This is a genomic window from Pseudomonas brassicacearum subsp. neoaurantiaca, from assembly GCF_013608025.1.
Lineage (GTDB): Bacteria > Pseudomonadota > Gammaproteobacteria > Pseudomonadales > Pseudomonadaceae > Aquipseudomonas.
Genome location: NZ_VDLV01000020.1, coordinates 170,730 through 196,799 on the forward strand (window position 1 = coordinate 170,730; position 26,070 = coordinate 196,799).

General features: G+C 59.8%; 24 protein-coding genes. 16 read left to right on the forward strand and 8 right to left on the reverse strand.

Annotation, left to right across the window (positions count from 1 at the left end; translation table 11 throughout):
• Positions 1-76 precede the first annotated feature (76 nt).
• Positions 77-1,294, reverse strand: coding sequence for an argininosuccinate synthase (locus FHK92_RS14340; RefSeq protein WP_053124536.1), 1,218 nt, complete (start codon positions 1,292-1,294; stop codon positions 77-79).
• A 128-nt stretch (positions 1,295-1,422) separates the two neighbouring features.
• Positions 1,423-2,424, reverse strand: a complete 1,002-nt coding sequence (locus FHK92_RS14345) for a flagellar protein MotY (protein WP_181288624.1) — start codon at positions 2,422-2,424, stop codon at positions 1,423-1,425.
• 187 nt (positions 2,425-2,611) lie between these two features.
• On the opposite strand from FHK92_RS14345, the gene pyrC reads away from it, so the two are divergent.
• The gene (gene pyrC, locus FHK92_RS14350) at positions 2,612-3,658 is read left to right on the forward strand and encodes a dihydroorotase (protein WP_181288626.1); all 1,047 of its coding nucleotides are present in this window, start codon (positions 2,612-2,614) and stop codon (positions 3,656-3,658) included.
• Positions 3,655-4,332 (forward strand): ribonuclease T, encoded by a 678-nt coding sequence (gene rnt, locus FHK92_RS14355; protein ID WP_030142532.1) that lies wholly within the window; start codon positions 3,655-3,657, stop codon positions 4,330-4,332. Before pyrC ends, rnt begins: the two co-directional genes overlap by 4 nt.
• Before the next feature lie 221 nt (positions 4,333-4,553).
• Here rnt and FHK92_RS14360 read toward each other — a convergent pair whose 3' ends face one another.
• Complete coding sequence (locus tag FHK92_RS14360; protein WP_030140760.1) at positions 4,554-5,156, reverse strand: peroxiredoxin; 603 nt, start codon at positions 5,154-5,156, stop codon at positions 4,554-4,556.
• A gap of 305 nt (positions 5,157-5,461) precedes the next feature.
• Between FHK92_RS14360 and FHK92_RS14365 the strand changes: the two genes are divergently transcribed.
• Positions 5,462-5,680, forward strand: a complete 219-nt coding sequence (locus tag FHK92_RS14365; RefSeq protein WP_003178704.1) for a bacterioferritin-associated ferredoxin — start codon at positions 5,462-5,464, stop codon at positions 5,678-5,680.
• A 199-nt stretch (positions 5,681-5,879) separates the two neighbouring features.
• A complete protein-coding gene (gene bfr / locus FHK92_RS14370) occupies positions 5,880-6,353 on the forward strand; it encodes a bacterioferritin (protein WP_003178701.1) in 474 nt (157 codons plus the stop codon).
• A 193-nt stretch (positions 6,354-6,546) separates the two neighbouring features.
• Here bfr and grxD read toward each other — a convergent pair whose 3' ends face one another.
• The 3 genes from grxD to FHK92_RS14385 all read right to left on the reverse strand — a co-directional run bounded on the left by grxD (position 6,547) and on the right by FHK92_RS14385 (position 9,515).
• Positions 6,547-6,888, reverse strand: a complete 342-nt coding sequence (gene grxD, locus FHK92_RS14375; RefSeq protein ID WP_030140761.1) for a Grx4 family monothiol glutaredoxin — start codon at positions 6,886-6,888, stop codon at positions 6,547-6,549.
• Positions 6,889-6,987: 99 nt separating this feature from the next.
• Positions 6,988-9,096: a molybdopterin oxidoreductase family protein gene (locus FHK92_RS14380; protein ID WP_181288628.1), complete on the reverse strand. Its 2,109-nt coding sequence runs from the start codon at positions 9,094-9,096 to the stop codon at positions 6,988-6,990.
• Positions 9,097-9,227: 131 nt separating this feature from the next.
• Positions 9,228-9,515, reverse strand: a complete 288-nt coding sequence (locus tag FHK92_RS14385) for a hypothetical protein (RefSeq protein WP_181288629.1) — start codon at positions 9,513-9,515, stop codon at positions 9,228-9,230.
• 400 nt (positions 9,516-9,915) lie between these two features.
• Here FHK92_RS14385 and argF point away from each other — a divergent pair, with 400 nt between their 5' ends.
• Positions 9,916-10,836: an ornithine carbamoyltransferase gene (argF, locus tag FHK92_RS14390; protein WP_181288631.1), complete on the forward strand. Its 921-nt coding sequence runs from the start codon at positions 9,916-9,918 to the stop codon at positions 10,834-10,836.
• Positions 10,833-11,942, forward strand: coding sequence for an ABC transporter ATP-binding protein (locus FHK92_RS14395; protein WP_181288632.1), 1,110 nt, complete (start codon positions 10,833-10,835; stop codon positions 11,940-11,942). The genes argF and FHK92_RS14395 overlap by 4 nt, the downstream gene beginning before the upstream one ends.
• 136 nt (positions 11,943-12,078) lie before the next feature.
• Here FHK92_RS14395 and FHK92_RS14400 read toward each other — a convergent pair whose 3' ends face one another.
• Together FHK92_RS14400 and ybaK are read right to left on the reverse strand one after the other, a co-directional pair.
• A complete protein-coding gene (locus FHK92_RS14400; protein WP_181288633.1) occupies positions 12,079-12,861 on the reverse strand; it encodes a PhzF family phenazine biosynthesis protein in 783 nt (260 codons plus the stop codon).
• Between the two features lie 184 nt (positions 12,862-13,045).
• Positions 13,046-13,516 carry a Cys-tRNA(Pro) deacylase gene (gene ybaK / locus FHK92_RS14405; protein ID WP_181288640.1) on the reverse strand — a complete coding sequence of 157 codons (471 nt, stop codon included), beginning with the start codon at positions 13,514-13,516 and terminating at the stop codon, positions 13,046-13,048.
• Between the two features lie 316 nt (positions 13,517-13,832).
• Here ybaK and FHK92_RS14410 point away from each other — a divergent pair, with 316 nt between their 5' ends.
• From FHK92_RS14410 to FHK92_RS14455, 10 genes are all read left to right on the forward strand, one after another.
• Positions 13,833-14,684: an MIP/aquaporin family protein gene (locus FHK92_RS14410; RefSeq protein ID WP_181288645.1), complete on the forward strand. Its 852-nt coding sequence runs from the start codon at positions 13,833-13,835 to the stop codon at positions 14,682-14,684.
• Positions 14,685-14,761: 77 nt separating this feature from the next.
• Entirely contained in the window at positions 14,762-16,267 is a 1,506-nt protein-coding gene (gene glpK, locus FHK92_RS14415) for a glycerol kinase GlpK (protein WP_181288647.1), read from the forward strand.
• Positions 16,268-16,352: 85 nt separating this feature from the next.
• Positions 16,353-17,108 carry a DeoR/GlpR family transcriptional regulator gene (locus FHK92_RS14420; RefSeq protein ID WP_003204973.1) on the forward strand — a complete coding sequence of 252 codons (756 nt, stop codon included), beginning with the start codon at positions 16,353-16,355 and terminating at the stop codon, positions 17,106-17,108.
• A 315-nt stretch (positions 17,109-17,423) separates the two neighbouring features.
• Positions 17,424-18,962, forward strand: coding sequence for a glycerol-3-phosphate dehydrogenase (gene glpD, locus FHK92_RS14425; protein WP_181288649.1), 1,539 nt, complete (start codon positions 17,424-17,426; stop codon positions 18,960-18,962).
• Positions 18,963-19,409: 447 nt separating this feature from the next.
• On the forward strand, positions 19,410-20,324 hold the full coding sequence (locus FHK92_RS14430) for a glutamate/aspartate ABC transporter substrate-binding protein (protein ID WP_181288650.1): 915 nt from the start codon (positions 19,410-19,412) through the stop codon (positions 20,322-20,324).
• 190 nt (positions 20,325-20,514) lie between these two features.
• Positions 20,515-21,261 (forward strand): amino acid ABC transporter permease, encoded by a 747-nt coding sequence (locus tag FHK92_RS14435; protein WP_181288652.1) that lies wholly within the window; start codon positions 20,515-20,517, stop codon positions 21,259-21,261.
• Positions 21,261-21,932: an amino acid ABC transporter permease gene (locus tag FHK92_RS14440; protein ID WP_181288653.1), complete on the forward strand. Its 672-nt coding sequence runs from the start codon at positions 21,261-21,263 to the stop codon at positions 21,930-21,932. Before FHK92_RS14435 ends, FHK92_RS14440 begins: the two co-directional genes overlap by 1 nt.
• Positions 21,929-22,663 (forward strand): amino acid ABC transporter ATP-binding protein, encoded by a 735-nt coding sequence (locus FHK92_RS14445; protein ID WP_018614195.1) that lies wholly within the window; start codon positions 21,929-21,931, stop codon positions 22,661-22,663. Before FHK92_RS14440 ends, FHK92_RS14445 begins: the two co-directional genes overlap by 4 nt.
• Positions 22,664-22,822: 159 nt before the next feature.
• Entirely contained in the window at positions 22,823-24,724 is a 1,902-nt protein-coding gene (locus FHK92_RS14450) for a sensor histidine kinase (protein WP_181288654.1), read from the forward strand.
• A complete protein-coding gene (locus FHK92_RS14455; RefSeq protein WP_181288655.1) occupies positions 24,721-26,049 on the forward strand; it encodes a sigma-54-dependent transcriptional regulator in 1,329 nt (442 codons plus the stop codon). The genes FHK92_RS14450 and FHK92_RS14455 overlap by 4 nt, the downstream gene beginning before the upstream one ends.
• Positions 26,050-26,070: the final 21 nt, after the last annotated feature.

Below are 26,070 nucleotides of genomic sequence, written 5' to 3' on the forward strand. Positions count from 1 at the left end.
AAGAAAGCCGTGATCCCTGTCCGACGGACAAAAAAAAACGGCCTGCTCATGGCAGGCCGTTTTTCGTTGAACCAGATCAGAACAGCTTGCGACCCTTGTTCGCCGCGATGCGCATGCGCAGTGCGTTGAGCTTGATGAAGCCGGCTGCGTCGGCCTGGTTGTAGGCGCCACCGTCCTCTTCGAAGGTCGCGATGTTGGCATCGAACAGCGAGTCGTCGGACTTGCGCCCGGTCACGATCACGTTGCCCTTGTACAGCTTCAGGCGTACTACGCCGTTCACGTTGGTCTGGGAAGCGTCGATCATCTGTTGCAGCATCAGACGCTCCGGGCTCCACCAGTAGCCGGTGTAGATCAGGCTGGCGTACTTGGGCATCAACTCGTCCTTCAAGTGAGCCACTTCGCGATCCAGGGTGATCGACTCGATCGCCCGGTGAGCGCGCAGCATGATGGTGCCGCCTGGGGTTTCGTAGCAGCCACGGGACTTCATGCCGACATAACGGTTCTCGACGATGTCCAGGCGACCGATGCCGTGCTCGCCGCCGATGCGGTTCAGGGTCGCGAGCACAGTCGCCGGGCTCATTTCCACGCCGTCCAGCGCGACGATGTCACCGTTGCGGTAGGTCAGTTCCAGGTATTGCGGAGTATCGGGAGCCTTCTCAGGAGAGACGGTCCAACGCCACATGTCTTCTTCGTGCTCGGTCCAGGTGTCTTCCAGCACGCCGCCTTCGTAGGAGATGTGCAGCAGGTTGGCATCCATCGAGTACGGGGATTTCTTCTTGCCGTGGCGCTCGATCGGAATCGCATGCTTCTCGGCGTAGTCCATCAGTTTTTCACGGGACAGCAGGTCCCACTCACGCCACGGGGCGATGACTTTCACGCCGGGCTTGAGGGCATAGGCACCCAGTTCGAAACGCACCTGGTCGTTACCTTTACCGGTGGCGCCATGGGAAATGGCGTCGGCGCCGGTTTCGTTGGCGATTTCGATCAGGCGCTTGGCAATCAGCGGACGGGCGATGGAGGTACCCAGCAGGTACTCGCCTTCGTAAACGGTGTTGGCGCGGAACATCGGGAACACGAAGTCACGGACGAACTCTTCGCGCAGGTCATCGATGTAGATTTCTTTGACGCCCATGGCCTGGGCCTTGGCGCGTGCAGGCTCGACTTCTTCGCCCTGCCCCAGGTCTGCGGTGAAGGTCACCACTTCGCAGTTATAAGTGTCCTGCAGCCACTTGAGGATCACCGAAGTGTCCAGGCCGCCGGAATACGCCAGAACGACCTTGTTTACGTCCGCCATGCCATCACTCCACGGGTTGTACGGAAAGCCGGGAAGTCTAACGTCCAGCGCGGATAATTTACAGAGGCGCGACAGCTTATGACGACGAAGCGACAGATTATGTCGATTGAGCGACGATTAGGACGGCATCAGGAAGTGCGTGCAGTTGCCGCGGCAGGCACAGCCGCCTTGGCCGGAGCAACCGGCGCCGGTGCCTTGCCCGGCGCAGCAGCGGGCGCCACGGCAGGGGTAGCTGGCGCTGTCGCGGGTGCTGGCGGCTGAGGAGCCGGGGCCTGGCTGGCCGCTACACGCTCCAGCTGTACGACCACTCGGCGATTCTTGGCCCGATTGGCTGAGTTGGTATTGGGAACCAGCGGATAGCGCTCGCCGTGGAAACGCACGGTGAACTGGGATTCCTGGAAACCGTTGGCCTTGAAGAAATCCATGACCGCCAGCGCACGACGGCGTGACAACTCACGGTTGGTCAAACGATTGCCGCTGTTGTCGGAATGGCCATCGAGCTCGACATGATTGACGCTCGGGTCAGCCTTGATGAAATCGAGCATGACCTGCAGCTGGGCCTTGGCCTGGGCGTCGAGCTCAATCCCTTCGCCGGGAAAGCCGATCTGGGTTTGCTTGATCTGCTCGAAGTTCTTCGGCAACAGTTTCGCTACACAGCCCTGGTAATCGTTGAACGCCTTGTTGAAGCGCACAGGCAGCAGCCGCACTTCCGATACGCGCCCATCGTCGGTATTGCGTCGTATAACCGGACTGCGTCCCTCCATCAGCCCGCTGATCAGACGGCCCGCCTGTATCTGTGAGCTGTTGAACAACACATCGCCACTGCCGATCCTGACCGAGCCCAGATTGATATCGCCCCGTCCCGGCTGCCACGGCGCCGCAGCCGCCAACAACGTCGCGGAACCACCACCGAGCATCGGGTTATACGCCTTGAGCCGGAACGTCGCCTGCTCGCCCGCCTTGCGCACGAATTCGCCGCTGCCAAAATCGGTGATCGGCTGACTCAGCCGGCACTCGAACTTGTCACCTTCGACCGTCCACTCAATGCTCTCCAGACGGGTCTGGAAAGTGAGCGCCATCGCAGGAAGGCTGGCAAACACACTGAGCAAGGCTAGATAACGCTGGCGCACGGGAGGCTCCACTGGCTTTTATACGGAAATCGAAAACGCTGGGCATGCCGTTTGGCCGAGACAGGGCACAAAATCGTGGCACACCTGAAGGGGCTATCGGTAACTTGCGGCAAAACTTGATAGCGGGTGCCCGGATCGGTCTTTTCCGGTAGCATTCCCCGGAGATTTACCCGCCTGGAAGCCCCCCATGTCCGACCGCCTGACCCTGCTGCGTCCCGACGACTGGCATATTCATCTTCGCGATGGTGCTGTGTTGACCCATACCGTCGCCGATGTGGCGCGCACTTTTGGCCGCGCTATCATCATGCCCAACCTGGTTCCGCCCGTGCGCAATGCCGCCGAGGCCGATGGCTATCGCCAGCGCATCCTGGCCGCGCGCCCGGCTGGCAGCCGCTTCGAACCGCTGATGGTGCTTTATCTCACCGACCGCACCCAGCCCGAGGAAATACGCGAGGCCAAGGCCAGCGGTTTCGTCCACGCGGCCAAGTTGTATCCGGCCGGTGCTACTACCAATTCGGATTCCGGCGTCACCAGCATCGACAAGATCTTCCCGGCGCTGGAGGCGATGGCCGAAGTCGGTATGCCGTTGTTGATCCACGGTGAAGTGACCCGGGGCGATGTCGATGTATTCGATCGCGAGAAGATCTTCATCGACGAGCACATGCGCCGCGTCGTCGAGCGCTTCCCGACCCTCAAGGTGGTGTTCGAGCACATCACCACGGGCGATGCCGTGCAGTTCGTCAACGAGGCCCCGGCCAACGTTGGCGCGACCATTACCGCCCATCACCTGCTGTACAACCGCAACCACATGCTGGTGGGCGGGATCCGGCCACATTTCTATTGCTTGCCGATCCTCAAGCGCAACACCCACCAGGAAGCCTTGCTGGACGCGGCCACCAGCGGCAGCGCCAAGTTTTTCCTCGGCACTGACTCGGCGCCCCACGCCCGCCATGCCAAGGAGGCCGCGTGCGGTTGCGCCGGTTGCTACACCGCCTACGCCGCGATCGAGATGTACGCCGAGGCGTTCGAGCAGCGCAATGCGCTGGACAAGCTCGAAGGCTTCGCCAGCCTGCACGGCCCGCGCTTCTATGGCCTGCCGGTGAACACCGATCGTATTACCCTGGTCCGCGACGAGTGGACCGCCCCTGCCAGCCTGCCGTTTGGTGAGCAGACTGTCATCCCGCTGCGCGCCGGTGAAAAACTGCGCTGGCGCCTGCTGGAGGAAAACGCGTGAGTGAAGATCATTTCGACGACGAACTGGACGGCAATGGCGGCTCGGGCGGCCCGCGTCACCCTATGGCTGCCCGCTTCCGGGGTTATCTGCCGGTCGTGGTCGACGTAGAAACCGGTGGTTTCAACTCAGCCACCGATGCGCTGCTGGAAATCGCCGCGACGACCATTGGCATGGACGAGAAAGGCTTTGTCTTTCCCGACCACACCTATTTCTTCCGGGTCGAACCGTTCGAAGGCGCCAACGTTGAAGCAGCCGCCCTTGAGTTCACCGGGATCAAGCTGGATCATCCGTTGCGCATGGCGGTCAGCGAAGAAACCGCCCTGACCGATATCTTCCGTGGCGTGCGCAAGGCGCTGAAAGCCAACGGTTGCAAGCGAGCGATCCTGGTCGGCCATAACAGCAGCTTCGACCTGGGCTTCCTCAACGCCGCCGTTGCACGGCTGGACATGAAGCGAAATCCGTTTCACCCGTTCTCCAGCTTCGACACCGCGACCCTGGCCGGCTTGGCATACGGCCAGACGGTCTTGGCCAAGGCGTGCCAGGCGGCCGACATCGACTTTGATGGCCGTGAAGCCCACTCGGCCCGCTACGACACCGAAAAGACCGCCGAGCTGTTTTGCGGCATCGTCAACCGATGGAAGGAGATGGGTGGCTGGCAGGATTTCGACGACTGAGATCGCCTGGCTTTTTGTGGCGAGGGGATTTATCCCCGTTGGGGTGCGAAGCGCCCCTAAATCTACCCGCACGGTGTATCAGGACAATAGAGGGGCTGCTGCGCAGCCCAACGGGGATAAATCCCCTCGCCACGGAACAGCGCCAGCAGATGTCATGGCTTATCGCTCCCATAAAAAAACCGGCCCTTCGAGGGCCGGTTTTTTTTATACCGCGGTTGCGCTTACAGCTTGTCGCCGTGCTCGCCCAGGTAAGCGGCTACGCCTTCAGGCGATGCAGTCATACCCTTGTCGCCTTTTTTCCAGTTGGCCGGGCAGACTTCGCCGTGCTCTTCGTGGAATTGCAGGGCGTCGACCAGACGGATCAGTTCTTCCATGTTACGGCCCAGCGGCAGGTCGTTGATGATTTGCGAACGGACCACGCCTTTGTCGTCGATCAGGAACGCGCCACGGAAAGCCACGCCGCCTTCGGACTCAACGTCGTAGGCCTTGGCGATTTCGTGCTTCATGTCGGCAGCCATGGTGTATTTCACCGGGCCGATGCCGCCTGCGTTGATGGCGGTGTTGCGCCAGGCGTTGTGGGTGAAATGCGAGTCGATCGAAACAGCGATCACTTCCACGTTGCGCGCCTTGAAGTCGTCCATGCGGTGATCCAGGGCGATCAACTCGGACGGGCAGACGAAGGTGAAGTCCAGCGGGTAGAAGAACACCAGGCCGTATTTGCCTTTGATGGCCGAGGACAGGGTGAAGCTGTCGACGATTTCGCCGTTGCCGAGGACGGCTGGAACGGTGAAGTCAGGGGCTTGTTTGCCTACGAGTACGCTCATTGGATATCTCCTGGTGTAGTAACGTGAAAACAGGGTCCGCGCCAGCCTGCCACCTCCAGGCGACAGCCCTGTGACACGAACCCGCTTCGCAAGGACCGACCATCATACACCGCACGTTTGGACTGTCCTCAACGGTTTTTCCATGGCATCGAAAATCTGTTGCGCATGATCGACTCTCCAACCCAAAACCGTTCGTCAGCCCGAAGCGTATGTGATGAAAGAGTTCTGGAAACCACTTTGACAATCATTCTCGTTAACATTAAGATCCGTCTCAATTGAGTCACAACCAGCGACGGTCCTCACTTATGTATGTATGCCTCTGCACTGGCGTCACCGACGGACAAATCCGCGAAGCGATCTATGAAGGTTGCTGCAGCTATCGCGAAGTCCGCCAGGCCACCGGCGTAGCCAGCCAATGCGGTAAATGCGCCTGCCTCGCCAAGGAAGTGGTGCGTGAAACCCTCGCCAAAGTGCAGACCGCCCAGGCCTCGATCCCTTATCCGGTAGAATTTACTGCCGCATAAATCTAGCTTTTTGAAGAACCGGACTCAATGTCCGGTTTTTTTATGCCTGTAAATCAAATGCTTAGCTGCCAGACGCAGAACACAAACATTCTTATTCCGATTAATTTTCATTTATTATTCAAATACTTAGGTTTGACAGTGGTAATTGCGCGGCTCAAACTCTGCCTTATACACAGCTATTACAGGGCAGGCCGTTACCATGAAAGGCGACATTACAGTCATCCAGCATCTCAACAAGATCCTCGCCAATGAGCTGGTCGCGATCAATCAATACTTCCTGCATGCGCGCATGTACGAAGATTGGGGCCTGAACAAGCTGGGCAAGCACGAGTACCACGAATCCATCGACGAGATGAAACATGCGGACAAGCTGATCAAGCGCATCCTGTTCCTCGAGGGCCTGCCAAACGTCCAGGACCTGGGCAAGCTGCACATCGGTGAACATACCCGCGAGATGCTTGAGTGCGACCTGCGTATCGAACGCACTGGCCACGCCGACCTCAAAGCCGCCATCGCCCACTGCGAAAGCGTCGGTGACTTCGGCAGCCGCGAACTGCTCGAAGATATTCTCGAATCCGAAGAAGAACATATCGACTGGCTGGAAACCCAACTGGGCCTGATCGACAAAGTGGGACTTGAGAACTACCTGCAATCGCAGATGGGCGAAGAATAAGCGCCCTGCAAGCAAGCCACTAAAAAGCCCCGCCCTCTTTCGAGGTGCGGGGCTTTTTGTTGCCTGGATTCCAGGCCTACCCAGATCCATTGTGGGAGCGAGCTTGCTCGCGATGAAGGAGTGTCAGTCGACTTGATGCGACTGGAACACCGCTATCGCGAGCAAGCTCGCCCTCAAAGGGGCTGGGGGCAGATCAAGCTTCGGACTTGTTCGCCGCTGCTGCTTCTACAGCTGCCTTGATCGTGGTCTGCAGAGAACCATCCGCCGCCATCTCGGTCATGATGTCGCTACCACCGATCAGCTCACCACCTACCCACAGCTGTGGAAAGGTTGGCCAGTTGGCGTACTTTGGCAGGTTGGCGCGGATTTCCGGGTTCTGCAGGATGTCCACGTAGGCGAACTTCTCGCCACACGCCATCACCGCCTGAGCAGCCTTGGCCGAGAAACCGCATTGCGGGGCGTTCGGCGAGCCTTTCATGTAAAGCAGGATGGTGTTGTTGGCAATCTGGTCTTTGATCGTTTCGATGATATCCACGGAGCACCTCGGCTTGAACTTTGCGACTACAGATGTCGACACGGTGGCGCATTGTAACGGAAAGCCGAGCACCCTGCTCGGTCCGCCCCAGGGACAATTTTACGCAGCTGCGACTTTCACCGGAACCCCGTTGAGCGCCGCATTCCCGGACAGCTCATCAAGCTGACAGTCATCCGTCAGGTCGTTGGCACTGGAACCGGGTTGCCCGCTGGCGATGCTCATCTGTACACCCGGGCGGGCGTGGCCCCAGCCGTGTGGCAGGCTGACCACGCCTTTCATCATGTCCTGGCTGCCCTGCACTTCCACTTCAATCGTGCCTACGCGAGAACTGACCTTCACCCGCTGCCCATCGACAAGGCCTCGGCTGGCGAGATCATCCGGATGCATCAGCAACTGGTGGCGCGGCTTGCCTTTAACCAGCCGATGAAAATTATGCATCCAGGAATTGTTGCTGCGTACATGACGACGGCCAATCATCAATAGCTCGTCGGATGTCGGCGCTGGCAACGCAGCAAAACGCGCCAGGTCGGCGAGGATTACCGCAGGCGCCGCCTGTACCCGGCCATTTTCGGTTTTCAACCGGGGCGCCAGGTTGGGCTTGAGCGCACCAAGATCGATGCCATGGGGATGATCAAACAGCGTCGCCAGGGACAACTTGTGCGGCGACGCATCCCCATAAGCCCCCGTCCGCAGACCAAAATCGATCATCTGTGCTGGCGGCATGGTCGGCTTGAGTTCCTTGCCAGTCCGGGCAGCAAAGGCTTTTGCCAGGCCAACGAAGATCTCCCAGTCGTGCAATGCACCTTCGGGCTTGGGCAGGATCGCTCGGTTGAAACGACTGACGTTGCGCACCGCGAACAGATTGAAGGTGGTGTCGTAATGATCGTTTTCCAACGCTGAAGTCGATGGCAGGATCAAGTCGGCGTAGCGCGTGGTCTCGTTGATGTACAGGTCGACACTGACCATGAACTCAAGCCCATCCAACGCCTGTTCGAGCTGTCGCCCGTTGGGCGTGGACAAAACCGGATTGCCGGCCACGGTCACCAGCGCGCGGATCTGTCCTTCGCCTTCGGTGAGCATTTCTTCGGCAAGGGTCGATACGGGCAACTCGCCGGCATATTCGGGACGCCCGGACACCCGGCTTTGCCAACGATTGAAATGGCCGCCCGAGGTGGTAGCCACCAGGTCGACCGCCGGCTCGGTGCACAGCGCGCCCCCCACCCGATCGAGGTTGCCGGTGATCAGGTTGATCAGTTGGATCAGCCAATGGCACAGCGTGCCGAAAGCCTGGGTTGAAACCCCCATCCGCCCGTAACACACGGCCGACGGCGCGGCGGCGAAATCGCGGGCCAATTGACGAATCTGCGCGGCCGGAATGGCACAGAGAGGGCTCATCGCTTCGGCGGTAAAAGTTGCAACTGCCTGGCGCACTTCATCGAGGCCATCCACCGGTAAATGGCTGTCGCGAGTCAGGCCTTCGCTGAATAACGTGTTGAGCAAGCCAAACAGCAGCGCGGCGTCGCCACCAGGACGTACGAAGATGTGCTGGTTGGCGATGGCTGCCGTCTCGCTGCGCCGAGGATCCACCACCACGACCTGGCCGCCACGGGCCTGGATCGCCTTCAGACGCTTCTCCACGTCCGGCACGGTCATGATGCTGCCATTGGAGGCCAGCGGATTGCCGCCCAGAATCAACATGAAGTCGGTGTGGTCAATATCCGGGATGGGCAGGAGCAAACCATGCCCGTACATCAGATGGCTGGTCAGGTGATGAGGCAGCTGATCCACGGACGTTGCCGAAAAGCGACTGCGGGTCTTCAGCAAGCCCAGGAAATAGTTGCTGTGGGTCATCAGCCCATAATTGTGCACGCTGGGGTTGCCCTGGTAGACCGCCACCGCGTTCTGGCCGTGGCGCTCTTGAATGCTCGCGAGACGCTCAGCCACCAGTGCGAAGGCTTCGTCCCAGGCAATCGGCTGCCACTCGCCGCCGACCCGCCGCATCGGCTGGCGCAACCGGTCCGGATCGTTCTGAATGTCCTGCAGGGCCACTGCCTTGGGGCAAATGTGGCCACGGCTGAAACTGTCCAGCAGATCGCCCTTGATCGAAGTGATCGCCAGGCCCTGGCCTTCGGTTTCAGTGGTTTCGATGGTCAGGCCGCAGATGGCCTCGCACAGGTGGCACGCACGGTGGTGAAGAGTCTTGGTCATGGCCAGTCTCTGTTTTATTCGTGGCGGGCACTTTCGGCCGCGGGAATAAAACTATGGCGCCTGAACTTGCGCAGCGCCAGCTACGTTCGTCCCGTGAATCGCCGGGCATCAGGCCCGCCGATAAAGTGGGATCAGGGATGCTCGGGAGGAGGCGCCAGCAGCTGGATTTCCTCGATGGTTTCCACTTGCTCCTGGGCAATGGGCACCCCGGTCAACTCGCCAATCAACCGCCAGTGCTCATCGAGCCCACTGCTGATAGTGGCCATGCGATCGATCATGCGCCGGCCGGCGGCCTTGGTCACTTCGTCATCACTGCGCAACAATTCGAATGACATGGACGTCACCGAAGCGGTGAGGTGCGTCAGGGAGCGTGCCGTCAGCCCCAGCAATTCCATCAGTTGTTGCTCTTTCGAATCCATTTCGGGGCTCCTGCATCTCGGGATTCATTTATAACCCAGCCCCCCGCATTAGGAAATATTTCACGTCAGACAACAGACAGGCGCGCCAGACACAGGCCGCCATAATCGGCCGCCCGATCGACCGCGACCCGCCCAGCTTGTTTGCCAAGCGACTCGACGCCAGTGTACAAATGGGCTGCTGCTGTCAGGAAACCGGCCTCGACCATGCCATCGCAACTCTGTGATGGCTTCGCTGAAATCCCTTAAAACCGTGGCCCTATTGGTAAGACGCGACATTTCCTTATAAGATCGCGCCTTTCCCTATTTCGTCGCCCCGTGCGGCTTTTGCCGCAGGTCTCGCCCGTTTTTTCGTAAACAAGGCTTTGAGCATCTGCGGTCAGTTACAAAAAGGTAGTCAATCATGAGCGCAAGGCACTTTCTCTCCCTGATGGATTTCACGCCCGAAGAGTTGCTCGGCGTCATCCGTCGAGGCGTGGAGCTCAAGGACCTGCGTAAGCGCGGCGTACTGTTCGAGCCCTTGAAAAACCGTGTGCTGGGGATGATTTTCGAGAAGTCATCGACTCGCACGCGCATTTCATTTGAAGCCGGCATGATCCAGCTCGGTGGCCAGGCGATCTTCCTCTCGCCCCGCGACACCCAGCTCGGGCGCGGCGAACCCATTGGCGATTGCGCCATCGTCATGTCGAGCATGCTCGACGCCGTGATGATCCGTACCTTTGCCCACAGTACGCTGACCCAGTTCGCCGCCCATTCCCGCGTGCCGGTGATCAATGGCCTGTCCGATGATTTGCATCCTTGCCAATTGCTGGCCGACATGCAGACGTTCCTTGAGCATCGCGGCTCGATCCAAGGCAAGACCGTGGCGTGGATCGGCGACGGCAACAACATGTGCAACAGCTATATAGAAGCGGCGATTCAATTCGACTTCCAGTTGCGCATCGCCTGCCCTGAAGGCTACGAGCCCAATCCGGAATTCGTAGCCAAGGCCGGTGACCGGGTGACCATCCTGCGCGACCCGAAACAGGCCGTCGCCGGTGCACACTTGGTGAGCACCGATGTGTGGACCTCCATGGGCCAGGAAGAAGAAACCGCTAAACGCTTGAAGTTGTTCGCGCCATTCCAGGTCAATCGCGCCCTGCTCGACCTGGCGGACGGCGAGGTGCTGTTCATGCATTGCCTGCCGGCCCACCGTGGCGAAGAGATCAGCCTCGACTTGCTGGACGATCCGCGCTCCGTGGCCTGGGACCAAGCGGAAAACCGTCTCCACGCGCAGAAAGCTTTGCTGGAGTTCCTGGTCGAGCCGGCGTACCACCACGCATGAGCCATTCATTGCTGCTGAACCTGCAAAACCTGGCCTGCGGCTACCAAGACCAGCGGGTCGTACAAAACCTCAACCTGCACCTCAATGCGGGCGACATCGGTTGCTTGCTCGGCTCGTCCGGATGCGGCAAGACCACGACCTTGCGGGCCATCGCCGGGTTCGAGCCGGTACACGAAGGTGAGATCCAGTTGGCCGGGGAAACCATCTCCCGCGCGGGTTTTACCCTGGCACCGGAAAAGCGCCGCATCGGCATGGTGTTCCAGGATTACGCGCTGTTCCCGCATTTGAGCGTCGCCGAGAACCTGGCGTTTGGTATCCGCAAGCACCCTGAAAAGGACCGCGTGGTCGACGAACTGCTGGAACTGGTCAACCTGAAGAACCTGGGTAAACGCTTTCCCCATGAGCTCTCCGGAGGCCAGCAACAACGCGTCGCACTTGCCCGGGCATTGGCGCCCGAACCGCAATTGTTGCTGCTCGACGAGCCTTTCTCCAATCTGGACGGCGAGCTGCGACGCAAGCTCAGCCATGAGGTCCGGGACATTCTCAAGGCCCGGGGCACCAGCGCGATCCTGGTCACCCATGACCAGGAAGAAGCGTTTGCCGTGAGTGATCATGTCGGCGTATTCCGGGAAGGTCGCCTGGAGCAGTGGGACACGCCTTACAACCTCTATCACGAACCGCTTACGGCCTACGTCGCCAGCTTCATTGGCCAGGGCTATTTCATCCGCGGACAGTTGGATAGCCCGGAATCGGTGCAAACCGAATTGGGCGCACTGCGCGGCAACCGGGCCTACACCTGGCCGGTTGGCTGCGCCGTGGATGTCTTGCTGCGCCCTGACGACATCGTCTACGCGCCGGACAGCCCGCTGACGGCGACCATTGTTGGCAAGACGTTCCAGGGCGCTTCAACCTTGTATCGCCTGCAATTGCCGACGGGTGCGCAACTGGAATCGATTTTCCCGAGCCATGCCGACCATCTGATCGGCGCCACTGTGGGTATTCGCGTGGCGGCCGAGCATTTGGTGCTGTTCCAGGCGTCGGGTAGCACGGCGGCGCACTTGCCAGCGACGGAAAGTGGTGTGCGGCGGTTTGGCACTGCCAGCTGATACTTAAAGGAGCGCCGTTGTGGCGAGGGAGCTTGCTCCCGCTGGGCCGCGAAGCGGCCCCATTCTGGCAATTCAGCCCCCCAAAACCCAAACGTCTTCTTCGCAGCCGAGCGGGAGCAAGCTCCCTCGCCACGATTCAACCGAGCGACAACGTCCCGCTGGCCACCAACGTCGCATTGCCGCCAATTTTCACTCGCTCGCCTTCCAACCGGCAAAACAACGCCCCGCCCCTGGCCGAGCATTGATACGCCGTCAGCCCCAGCTTGCTCAGGCGTTTGGACCAGTACGGAATGAGGCTGCAATGGGTCGACCCGGTCACTGGGTCCTCGTTGATGCCAATCGCCGGAGCAAAATAGCGCGAGACAAAATCGTGCTTGCTTCCCGGTGCGGTAACGATCGCGCCCGGCCAAGGCAGTTTCGCCAGGGCTGCCATGTCCGGCTTGCATTCAAGTACCGCTTGTTCCGATTCCAACACCACGAACAATTCATTCGAACTCAGCACATCCACCGCCTCGACGCCCAAGGCATTCTGGACTGCCAGTGACGCGCCCAATTCAACGGGTACGATGGCTGGGAAATCCAGCCACAGGCGATCACCTTCGCGGGTCACGCTCAGGGCACCGGATTTACAGATGAAATCCAATCGCTGCGAAGCTTCATGATAAATTTCGAACAATACATAAGCGCTGGCCAGCGTGGCATGGCCACACAAAGGGACCTCGGTGGTGGGGGTAAACCAACGGATGTGCCATTGCTGATTCTCTCGCACCAGGAACGCGGTCTCAGCCAGGTTGTGTTCAGCGGCTATTTTCTGCATCAAGTCATCGGCGAGCCAGGCATCGAGCCGATAGACCATCGCCGGGTTGCCGCCGAAAGGCCGGTCACTGAACGCATCGACCTGATGAAACGCAAGCTGCATGGCACTTCTCCTTTTTTATTGATGCGCGAGCATGACCGGCCACGGCAGCGTTTATCCAGTGACAGATCCGTAGAATTTTCGCCCTACAGCGCATAAAAAATCCGACATCCTTTCAGCCTTGAAGACTCACTCCATTGTGTGACGGCCACTCCCGCTCGATGGCGCGGCTGCTACGAACCGTCGTTCAGGCACGCCCAATATCAGCAAACTTCGCCCCGGTATGCTCCGCCAGTACCACAGGCGCCAATTCAACTTCCAGACCACGCCTCCCCGCGCTGACAAACATGTGGGTGAGCGGCTGCGCGGAACTGTCGATAAACGTGCGTAGACGCTTTTTCTGTCCCAACGGACTGATGCCCCCCAGCAAATAACCGGTGGAACGCTGGGCGGCGGACGGATCGGCCATCTCGACTTTTTTCACCCCGGCAGCATGGGCCAGTGCTTTCAGATCCAGGCTTCCCGCCACCGGCACCACGGCCACCAGCAGCTCACCTTTTTCACTGGCCGCCAGCAAGGTCTTGAACACCTGCGCCGGGTCCAGTCCGAGCTTTTCCGCCGCCTCCAAGCCATAAGACGCAGCCTTGGGGTCGTGTTCGTAGCTATGAATGCGATGTTCGGCGCGCACTTTCTTAAGCAGATCCAACGCAGGGGTCATGACCATTCCTTACAGGGAAACGAATGGCAAAATTCTATGCGATCAGCGGGTAAAAGGCTTTGAGCACATTGCGTTCATTATCAAGACGCCCAGCATGCCAAGAATCATTCACATCACGAATAATCCAAATGTGACCAATGGTTCACTTTCGACCTTTGACAGCAGCGTTTCTTGTCTATATTTTTTCGAAACTGAAAGCAGAAACACGTGTCTCAAGAAACACTCCGGGGGCAGGGTGAACATCCGGGCCTTTGGCGAAGAACGCGCAACCAGGCTTTATCGGTAGCGCAAGACAAGAAAAAGAATTGAGGTTTGAATGGCTACTGCTTTAGAACAACCGTCCCTTTCCAGCCAATGCCTGGCCGAATTCCTGGGGACGGCCTTGCTGATTTTTTTCGGCACCGGATGCGTTGCGGCGCTCAAGGTCGCGGGTGCCAGCTTCGGCCTATGGGAGATCAGTATCATCTGGGGCGTTGGTGTCAGCATGGCGATCTACCTCAGCGCAGGCATCTCCGGCGCGCACCTGAACCCCGCCGTCAGCATCGCCCTGAGCCTCTTCACTGACTTCGAAAAACGTAAACTGCCCTTCTATATCATTTGCCAAGTGGCCGGCGCTTTTTGCGGCGCGCTGCTGGTCTATACGCTGTACAGCAATCTGTTCTTCGATTTCGAACAGTCTCGTCATATGGTCCGTGGCACAGAAGCAAGCCTCGAGCTGGCTTCAGTGTTCTCCACCTATCCTCATTCGGCACTGTCCATCGGCCAGGCCTTTCTGGTCGAAATGATCATCACCGCTATCCTGATGGGCGTGATCATGTCCCTCACCGATGACAACAATGGCTTGCCTCGCGGGCCGCTGGCGCCCCTGCTGATCGGCCTGTTGATCGCCGTGATAGGCAGCTCGATGGGGCCCTTGACAGGCTTCGCGATGAACCCGGCGCGAGACTTTGGTCCTAAGCTGATGACTTTCCTTGCAGGGTGGGGTGAAATTTCCCTCACTGGCGGACGCGACATTCCGTATTTCCTGGTGCCGATCTTTGCGCCGATTGTCGGGGCATGCCTGGGCGCCGCCGCGTACCGCGGCTTGATCGCACGCCACTTGCCAAGCCCCATGACTACGGAAAAGGATGCAGGATCCGCCATTGACGGCAAACCCAGAACGTCTTGAAACAAAGGGCGCGCGCCGCTGCCCCTCACAACGCGCGCCATGGCTCCATCCCTTATTTACGTCCCAAGGCAATCGACATGACCGACATTGAGAATAAGAACTACATCATTGCCCTCGATCAGGGCACGACCAGCTCACGGGCGATTATTTTCGACCGTGACGCCAACGTGGTCGGCACCGCCCAACGGGAATTCGTCCAGCACTATCCGCAGCCAGGCTGGGTCGAACATGATCCGATGGAGATCTTTGCCACCCAGAGCGCCGTCATGGTGGAGGCGTTGGCCCAGGCCGGCCTGCATCACGACCAGGTCGCCGCCATCGGCATCACCAACCAGCGCGAAACCACTGTGGTCTGGGATAAGAACACCGGGCGCCCGATCTACAACGCCATCGTCTGGCAATGCCGACGCAGCACCGAGATCTGCCAGCAACTCAAGCGTGACGGCCACGAGCAATACATCAGCGAAGCCACCGGCCTGGTCACCGATCCGTATTTCTCCGGCACCAAGCTCAAATGGATCCTCGACCACGTCGAGGGCAGCCGTGAGCGCGCGCGCAACGGCGAACTGCTGTTTGGCACAGTGGATAGCTGGCTGATCTGGAAATTCACTGGCGGCAAGGTCCATGTCACCGACTACACCAACGCCTCGCGCACCATGCTCTTCAACATCCACACGCTGGAGTGGGATGCGAAGATGCTCGACATCCTCAACATCCCTCGGGAGATGCTGCCGCAAGTCAAATCCTCCTCCGAGATCTACGGTCGTACCAAAAGTGGCATCGCCATCGGCGGCATTGCCGGCGACCAGCAGGCCGCCCTCTTCGGCCAGATGTGCGTGGAGCCGGGCCAGGCGAAAAACACCTACGGCACCGGTTGTTTCCTGCTGATGAACACCGGCAGCAAAGCCGTCAAATCCAACCACGGCATGCTCACCACCATCGCCTGCGGCCCTCGCGGCGAAGTGGCGTACGCCTTGGAGGGCGCGGTGTTCAACGGTGGCTCCACCGTGCAATGGCTGCGCGATGAGCTGAAAATCATCAACGATGCCCTCGACACCGAATACTTTGCCAACAAGGTCAAGGACAGCAACGGCGTCTACCTGGTGCCGGCCTTTACCGGCCTGGGCGCACCGTATTGGGACCCCTACGCCCGCGGCGCACTGTTCGGCCTGACCCGAGGCGTGCGAGTCGATCACATCATTCGCGCCACCCTGGAATCCATCGCCTACCAGACCCGCGACTTGCTTGACGCCATGCAGCAAGACGCCGGCGAGCGCCTCAAATCCCTGCGCGTGGACGGCGGCGCGGTGGCCAACAATTTCTTGATGCAGTTCCAGGCCGATATCCTCGGCACCCACGTCGAACGCCCGAAGATGCGCGAAACCACGGCCCTTGGCGCGGCGTACCTGGCCGGCCTGGCATGCGGTTTCTGGGGCAGCCTGGAAGAGTTGCGTGGCAAAGCGGTCATCGAGCGCGAATTCGAACCGCAGCTGGATGAACACGCGAAGGAAAAACTCTACGCGGGCTGGAAAAAAGCCGTCAGCCGCACCCGCGATTGGGAGCCCCACGAAGACGCTGAATAAGGCCCGATAAAATCCTGAAACTGGTCGGGAGGGCATTCCTGCGGCATCATGGGCAAATTTTGTATGGCAGCCCAAAGGAAGCCCCATGAATCTGCCTCCCCGCCAGCAACAAATCCTCGAGCTTGTCCGCGAACGCGGCTATGTCAGCATCGAGGAAATGGCGCAGTTATTTGTCGTTACCCCACAGACCATCCGCCGCGACATCAATCAACTGGCGGAAGTGAACCTGCTGCGCCGCTACCACGGTGGCGCCGCCTATGATTCAAGCGTGGAAAACACCGCCTACGCCATGCGCGCCGATCAGATGCGCGATGAGAAACAACGCATCGCCGAGGCGATCGCTGCACAGATTCCCGACCACGCCTCGTTGTTCATCAACATCGGCACCACCACCGAATCTATCGCCCGGGCGCTGCTCAATCACAACCATCTCAAGGTCATCACCAATAACCTGCACGTGGCGTCGATCCTCAGCGCCAAGGACGACTTCGAAGTCCTGATCGCCGGCGGCAACGTACGACGTGACGGTGGCGTGGTGGGCCAGGCCTCCGTCGATTTCATCAACCAATTCAAGGTCGATTTCGCCCTGGTGGGCATCAGCGGAATCGATGAAGACGGCAGCCTGCTGGACTTCGACTACCAGGAAGTGCGCGTATCCCAAGCCATCATCGCCAACGCCCGGCAAGTTTTGCTGGCGGCGGACTCGAGCAAATTCGGGCGCAACGCCATGGTTCGCCTGGGCCCGATCAGCCTGATCGATTGCCTGGTGACCGACCAGCAACCGGTGCCAGCCCTGGCGCAGTTGCTGAGCCAACACAAGATTCGGTTGGAAGTGGTCTGACTTAATCACTGTGGCGAGGGAGCTTGCTCCCGCTCGGCGGCGCAGCCGTCGCAAAACCAGCCTGATGCGGTCAGCCTGAAGAAAAGCGCCAGCCTGCTTGGGATGGCTTCGCCATCCAGCGGGAGCAAGCTCCCTCGCCACAGCTATTTTTATTCCCCCCGAGCTTTTTTGTTCGAAAATTTTCCTTTCAGCCCCCTTCGATCAGTATTTTCAATCGAATTCGACTGGCTGTGACTGTGCTTATGGGCTAGTATTTTCGCAAATGAACATAAATGTTCGAATTCAAATATTTCGAAAAGAACCCGAGGCCAGCCGATGCCCACTTCCACCTTGCCTACGCCCCCTATCGCCGAGATCTACGACATCGCCGTCATCGGCGGCGGGATCAATGGCGTGGGGATTGCCGCGGACGCTGCCGGTCGCGGTCTTTCGGTGTTCCTTTGCGAAAAGGACGACCTTGCCAGTCATACTTCATCAGCCAGCAGCAAGCTGATTCATGGCGGGCTGCGCTATCTCGAACATTATGAATTCCGCTTGGTGCGCGAGGCATTGGCCGAACGCGAAGTGCTGCTGGCCAAGGCCCCGCACATCGTCAAGCAGATGCGCTTCGTCCTGCCCCATCGCCCGCACCTGCGTCCGGCCTGGATGATTCGCGCCGGCTTGTTTCTCTACGATCACCTGGGCAAGCGTGAACAACTCGCCGGCTCCAAGAGCTTGAAGTTCGGCGCCGACAGCGCGTTGAAAAGCGAGATCACCAAAGGCTTCGAATATTCCGACTGCTGGGTCGATGACGCACGGCTGGTAGTGCTCAACGCCATGGCCGCCCGGGAAAAAGGTGCGCACGTCCACACCCGGACCCGTTGCATCAACGCTCGCCGCAGCAAGGGCTTGTGGCATTTGCACCTGGAACGTGCCGACGGCAGCCTGTTTTCGATCCGCGCCAAGGCACTGGTCAACGCTGCCGGACCTTGGGTGGCCAAATTCATTCGTGATGATCTGAAAATGGAATCGCCCTACGGTATTCGCCTGATCCAGGGCAGCCACCTGATCGTGCCGAAACTCTACGAAGGCGAGCACGCGCACATTCTCCAGAACGAAGACCAGCGCATCGTCTTCACCATTCCCTACTTGAACCAGTTCACCCTGATCGGCACGACTGACCGCGAGTACACGGGCGACCCGGCCAAGGTGGCGATTACCGAAGGCGAAACCGACTACTTGTTGAAAGTGGTCAATGCGCACTTCAAGAAGCAGCTCAGTCGCGACGATATCCTGCACAGCTATTCCGGCGTCCGCCCGCTGTGCAACGACGAGTCCGACAACCCTTCCGCCGTGACCCGGGACTACACCCTCGCACTTTCCGGAAGCGGCGAAGAGGCGCCGTTGCTGTCGGTATTCGGCGGCAAGCTGACGACCTACCGCAAACTGGCCGAATCGGCCATGGCGCAACTGGCCCCTTATTTCACGCAGATGCGTCCAAGCTGGACCGCCGTAGAGGCCCTCCCCGGCGGGGAAAACATGACCACGCCACAGGCGCTGTGCTCGACGATCCGCGACAAGTTCGACTGGCTGCCGACCGACATCGCCCGCCGTTGGGCCACGACCTATGGCAGCCGGACCTGGCGGATGCTCGAAGGCGTACACAGCCTCGCGGACCTGGGCGAACACATCGGCGCCGGCCTCTATACCCGGGAAGTCGATTACTTGTGCAGCGATGAATGGGCCGTCGATGCCCAGGACATACTGTGGCGCCGCAGCAAGCTGGGCTTGTTCACCACTGCGGCGGAGCAGGAGAAGCTCCAGCAGTACCTGGACAAAGTCGAGCACAACCGCCGCAAGATAGAAGCGGCCTGACCGCAACCCGCTAAACCAAAGCCCCTGAAATCCGGCGATCCAGGGGCTTTTTTGCATTCTGGAACACACCGCCAACCTCTGTGGGAGCGAGCTTGCTCGCGATGAGGCCAGCACATTCGACACCTAGGTGACTGCCCTATCGCTATCGCGAGCAAGCTCGCTCCCACAAGGATCAAAAGTGATCTCCGCGCATTCGGTTTTCCGAACAAGACCCACCAGTCAGTTCGGCAAACCGGATAAACAACGGCTCAAAAAGCTGAAACAAAACATTAATTTCTTTTAAAAACAGCTAGATAGGGCCAAGCCACTGGCCTGGCACGAGTCATGCTCTACACTCCTCGAGACGAATGCCTGTTACGCCAACACAACAGGAGCTGCCAGGCATTCGAAGCACTCAGGGCCGGTAAACCGGCCAAATACAAAAAAAACAATGTCGAGGAAACATCGATGCGCATCGTTCCCCATCTCCTGGGCGCAGCCGTTGCTGCCGCTCTGATCAGCACTCCGGTTTTCGCAGCCGAACTGACCGGCACGCTGAAAAAGATCAAAGAGTCCGGCGTCGTTACGCTTGGGCATCGCGACGCTTCCATTCCGTTCTCCTACATCGCAGACGCTTCCGGCAAGCCGGTCGGCTACTCCCATGACATCCAGCTGAAAGTTGTCGAAGCCCTGAAGAAAGAGCTCGACGCACCGGACCTGCAGGTCAAGTACAACCTGGTCACCTCGCAGACTCGTATCCCGCTGGTGCAGAACGGCACCGTGGACCTGGAATGCGGCTCCACCACCAACAACGTCGAGCGCCAGCAGCAAGTCGCGTTCTCCGTTGGCATCTTTGAGATCGGCACCAAGCTGCTGTCCAAGAAGGATTCGAAATACAAGGATTTCGACGACCTCAAAGGCAAGAACGTCGTGACCACCGCCGGTACCACGTCCGAGCGCCTGCTCAAGGCCATGAACGCAGACAAGCAGATGGGCATGAACGTCATCTCCGCCAAGGACCACGGCGAATCCTTCCAGATGCTGGAATCGGGTCGTGCCGTCGCGTTCATGATGGACGACGCCCTGCTGGCCGGCGAAGCCGCCAAGGCCAAGAAGGCCGATGACTGGGCCGTCACCGGTACGCCACAGTCCTACGAAATCTACGGTTGCATGATGCGCAAGGGCGACGAGCCGTTCAAAAAAGCTGTGGATGACGCTATCAAGGCCACCTACGCTTCGGGCGAGATCAACAAGATCTACGAAAAATGGTTCATGCAACCTATCCCGCCAAAAGGCCTGAACCTCAACTTCCCGATGAGCGAAGAACTGAAGAACCTGATCGCCAACCCGACCGACAAAGCGGCTGACGAAAAGAAATCCTGATTTCTGACTAACCTTATCTCCTGGAGGGGCCCCGCCCTTTCAGGGGATGGTCACTCCCTGCTAGCAAATCTGGAAACACTCGAACCGGTGGCTGTCGAGCCGATTGCGTGTGCCTGGCCTCCAAGCCGGGCGGGAACGGAGCTTCCCCAGGCAGGCATTTGTACATCGAACGATCTGAGGGGAGACCCTAATGAATTACAACTGGGACTGGGGCGTGTTCTTCAAGTCCACCGGCGTCGGCAGCGAGATTTATCTCGACTGGTACGTGGCCGGCCTGGGCTGGACCATCGCCATCGCCGTCGTCGCCTGGATCATTGCCCTGCTGCTGGGTTCGATCCTGGGTGTGATGCGCACCGTGCCGAACCGGCTGGTGTCGGGCATCGCGACTTGCTACGTGGAGCTTTTTCGTAACGTGCCGCTGCTGGTTCAGCTGTTCATCTGGTACTTCCTGGTGCCGGACCTGCTGCCCGCCGACATGCAGGAGTGGTACAAGCAGGACCTCAACCCGACCACCTCGGCCTACCTGAGCGTTGTCGTGTGCCTGGGCCTGTTCACCGCCGCACGGGTCTGCGAACAGGTGCGCACCGGTATCCAGGCGCTGCCGCGCGGCCAGGAATCCGCCGCCCGCGCCATGGGTTTCAAGCTGCCGCAGATCTACTGGAACGTGCTGTTGCCCCAGGCCTACCGGATCATCATCCCGCCGCTTACCTCGGAGTTTCTCAACGTCTTCAAGAACTCTTCCGTGGCGTCGTTGATCGGCCTGATGGAGCTGCTCGCGCAGACCAAGCAAACCGCTGAATTCTCGGCCAACCTGTTCGAAGCCTTTACCCTGGCGACGCTGATCTATTTCACCCTGAACATGAGCCTGATGTTGCTCATGCGCCTGGTCGAGAAGAAAGTCGCGGTGCCCGGCCTGATCTCCGTGGGGGGTAAATAATGGAATTCGATTTCACAGGCGTCATCCCGGCCATTCCCGGCTTGTGGAACGGCATGGTGATGACCCTCAAGCTGATGGCCATGGGCGTCGTCGGCGGGATCATCCTCGGGACGATCCTGGCGCTGATGCGCCTGTCCCACAACAAGCTGGTCTCCAATATCGCCGGCGCCTACGTCAACTACTTCCGCTCGATCCCATTGCTGCTGGTCATCACCTGGTTCTACCTGGCGGTGCCGTTCGTGCTGCGCTGGATCACCGGCGAGGACACGCCTATCGGCGCGTTCGGCTCCTGCGTCGTGGCGTTCATGATGTTCGAGGCTGCGTACTTCTGCGAAATCGTCCGGGCCGGCGTGCAGTCGATCCCCAAGGGCCAGATGGGCGCGGCACAGGCACTGGGCATGAATTATGGCCAGGTCATGCGCCTGATCATCCTGCCCCAGGCGTTTCGCAAGATGACCCCGCTGTTGCTGCAACAAAGCATCATCCTGTTTCAGGACACCTCGCTGGTCTACACGGTCGGCCTGGTGGACTTCCTCAATGCTTCGCGGGCCAATGGCGACATCATCGGCCGCTCCAATGAGTTCCTGATCATCGCAGGTCTCGTGTACTTCACAATCAGCTTTGCCGCCTCGCTGCTGGTCAAGCGTCTGCAAAAAAGGTTCGCCGTATGATCTCTATCAAGAACATCAACAAGTGGTATGGGGACTTCCAGGTACTGACCAATTGCAGCACCGAGGTCAGCAAGGGCGAGGTTGTGGTGGTGTGCGGTCCTTCAGGTTCGGGCAAGTCCACGCTGATCAAATGCGTGAATGCCCTGGAGCCGTTCCAGAAAGGCGACATCGTGGTCGATGGCACGTCCATCGCCGACCCGAAGACCAACCTGCCGAAACTGCGTTCACGCGTGGGCATGGTGTTCCAGCATTTCGAACTGTTCCCGCACCTGACCATCACCGAGAACCTGACCATCGCGCAGATCAAGGTACTGGGCCGCAGCAAGGAAGAAGCCACCAAGAAAGGCCTGCAACTGCTTGAGCGCGTCGGCCTCTCGGCCCATGCCCACAAGCACCCGGGCCAGCTCTCCGGCGGCCAGCAACAGCGCGTGGCGATTGCCCGTGCGTTGGCAATGGACCCGGTGGTGATGCTGTTCGACGAACCGACCTCGGCCCTTGACCCGGAAATGGTCAACGAAGTGCTCGACGTGATGGTGCAACTGGCCCACGAAGGCATGACCATGATGTGCGTGACCCATGAAATGGGCTTCGCCCGCAAAGTGGCGAACCGGGTGATCTTCATGGACCAGGGTCAGATCATCGAAGACTGCCCGAAAGAAGAGTTCTTCGGCGACATCAGCGCCCGCTCCGAACGCGCGCAGCATTTCCTCGAGAAAATCCTGCAGCACTAAACAACACGCAATTCCCTGTGGGAGCGAGCTTGCTCGCGATAGCGGACTGTCAGTCAACATCATTGTCGACGGGTCAGCAGTCATCGCGAGCAAGCTCGCTCCCACAGGGTCCAGTGTTGGCTTGTCGATTTGTGTTGTGGTTGACCCAAGGCTTCTGTGATGAAATGCGACCCCACCCTTTATCGCGCCGCGCCGCCATCACTCGCCGTGAAACCCCGTCTGATCCGCCATCTGTTCCTGCCGCCGTTGATCATCGCCCTGATGATCGGCCTGGGCTACCTCGGCTTCTGGATCAGCGAGCACTACGGCATTCGCGGCTTGGCCGAGAATGGCGAGCGCCAGTTGGAGCTGCACGCCCGTGCGGTCGAGAGCGAGATCAGCAAGTACACCTACCTGCCCAGCCTGCTGGAACTTGAATCCAGCGTCGCGCAATTGCTCGACGACCCGACGCCCGAGCACCGCAAGACCGTCAACGAATACCTCGAAGGCCTGAACCGGCGCAGCCGCAGCCGGGCCATCTACGTCATGGACACCACCGGCCGGGTCATGGCCACCAGTAACTGGCGCGATGTCGACAGTTACCTGGGTGAAGACCTATCATTTCGTGCGTACTTTCAGAACGCCGTGCGCGGCCAGCCGGGACGCTTCTATGGCATCGGCAGTACCAACGGCGAACCCGGTTATTACCTCGCCCACGGCCTGGAAGAACAAGGCAAGATCATCGGCGTGGCCGTGGTCAAGGTCCGCCTCGAAGCCATGGAAGAACGCTGGCAGCGGGCCCGCCTGGAAGCCTTCGTCAGCGACGAAAACGGCATCATTATCTTGTCCAGCGACCCGGCGCGACGGCTCAAGTCGGTACGCCCACTGAGCGACGAAACCAAGGAACGCCTGGCTCGCAGCCTGCAATATTACTGGTTCCCGCTGAACGAGCTGATTCCCCTGGCACGGGAACACCTCACCGAAGGCATGGAGAAACTGACCTTCCCGGCCAACACCGAGATCAAAGCCGACCAGCAGGCCACCAGCTATCTCTCGCAGACCCGGCCGTTGAGCGACACACCGTGGAATTTCACCCTGCTGACCCCACTTGACGACCTGCGCCGCCAAGCGATCAACCAAGGCATTCTGGTGGCCGTGGCCTTTGCCCTGGTGGCCTTCCTTTTGATTGCCTGGAACGAGCGGCGCAAAGTCATCGCCACCCGCCTCGCCGCCCGCGAAGCGCTGCAAGAGGCCAACAACCAGCTCGAACGTCGGATTACCGAACGCACCACCGACCTGCGGGCCAGCAACGAACGGCTCAAGGGCCAGATCCGTGAACGGCGGCAGGCTGAGGAAACCTTACGCCACGCGCAGGACGAACTGGTACAGGCCGGTAAATTGGCAGCCATCGGCCAGATGTCCACCAGCATCGCCCATGAACTCAACCAGCCGTTGGCCGCCCTGCGTACTCTGTCAGGCAATACCGTGCGCTTCCTGGAACGCGGCCAGTTGGACGTTGCCAGCGCCAACCTCAAGACCATCAACGAATTGATCGACCGCATGGGCCGCATCACCGCCAGCCTGCGCGCCTTTGCCCGGCGCGGCGATGACAAGGGCCGCGCGAGCCTGGGCAAGGCCGTCGAAGCCGCGCTGCAACTGCTGGGCGGACGCCTGGAAAACCGGGCCATCCAGCTAAATTCCGGTTTCGATGACGTCCAGGTGCAGATCGACCAGACGCGCCTGGAACAGATCCTGGTGAACCTGATCGGCAACGCCCTGGACGCCATGCAAGCCCAGCCCGAGCCGACACTATGGCTCGAAGGCAAGGCCAGCGATGGCAAATATCGTTTGCGGGTGCGGGACAATGGCCATGGCATCGATCCGGAAGCCCGCAAGCATCTTTTCGAACCCTTCTTCACCACCAAACCCGGCGAGCAAGGCCTGGGTCTGGGCCTGACGCTTTCGGCGAGCCTGTGCGCCGCCGCTGGCGGACACCTGGGCGTCGAGCATCCGGATGGCGGGGGAACCACGTTCATCCTCAGTTTGCCGTTGGTAAGCCTTTCACCTGCCGAGCCGCTATGAACAATGACCTGAGCGTATTGATCGTCGAGGACGATCCCCATGTCCTGCTGGGCTGCCAGCAGGCCTTGAGCCTGGAAGACATTCCATGCATCGGCGTGGGCAGCGCCGAAGAGGCGCTGGAACAAGTCGGCGATGATTTCGCCGGTATCGTCATCAGCGATATCCGCCTGCCGGGCATCGATGGCCTGGAATTGCTGACCCGCCTCAAGGCGCGGGACAGCCGCCTGCCGGTGGTGCTGATCACCGGCCACGGCGACATTTCCATGGCCGTCGACGCCATGCAGAAAGGCGCCTATGACTTCATGGAGAAACCGTTCTCTCCCGAACGCCTGGTGGACGTCGCCCGCCGAGCCCTCGAACAGCGCGGCCTGGCGCGGGAAGTTTCATCGTTGCGCAGGCAGTTGGCCGAACGCGATTCCCTCGAAGGCCGGATCATCGGTCGCTCGCCGGCCATGCAACATCTGCGAGCGTTGATTGCCAATGTCGCGGACACCTCGGCCAATGTGCTGATCGAAGGCGAGACCGGCACCGGCAAGGAACTGGTCGCTCGCTGCCTGCATGACTTCAGCCGGCGCCACGACAAGCAGTTCGTCGCGCTGAACTGCGGCGGCCTGCCGGAAAACCTGTTCGAAAGCGAGATCTTCGGCCACGAGGCCAATGCCTTCACAGGCGCCGGCAAACGCCGGATCGGCAAGATCGAACACGCCGACGGCGGCACGCTGTTCCTCGACGAAGTGGAAAGCATGCCCCTGCCCCTGCAGATCAAGCTATTGCGCGTACTGCAGGAACGCACCCTCGAACGCCTGGGTTCGAACCAGAGCGTGGCCGTGGATTGCCGCGTTATCGCCGCTACCAAGTCCGACCTCGACGAAATGGGCCGGACCGGACAGTTTCGCAGCGACCTGTATTACCGTCTCAACGTCGTGACCCTGGAACTGCCGCCCCTGCGCGAGCGGCGCGAGGACATCCTGCAGTTGTTCGAACACTTCCTGCGCCAATCATCCCTGCGCTTCGACCGTACCGTGCCGGAGCTGGACAACCAGACCCTGTCGAACCTGATGAGCCACGATTGGCCGGGCAACGTGCGCGAACTGCGCAACGTCGCCGAACGCTACGCCCTCGGCCTGCCGGCGTTCAAGCGCTCCGGTGCCAGCGCCGGCAGCCAGGGCCTGGCCTTCGCCGAAGCGGTGGAAGCCTTCGAACGCAACCTGCTGGTGGACGCGTTGCAACGCAGCGGTGGCAACCTGACCCAGGCCAGCCAGGAACTGGGCATGGCCAAGACCACGCTGTTCGACAAAGTCAAAAAATATGGCCTGAGCCACTGACCTGGAATGTGAACCTGTGGA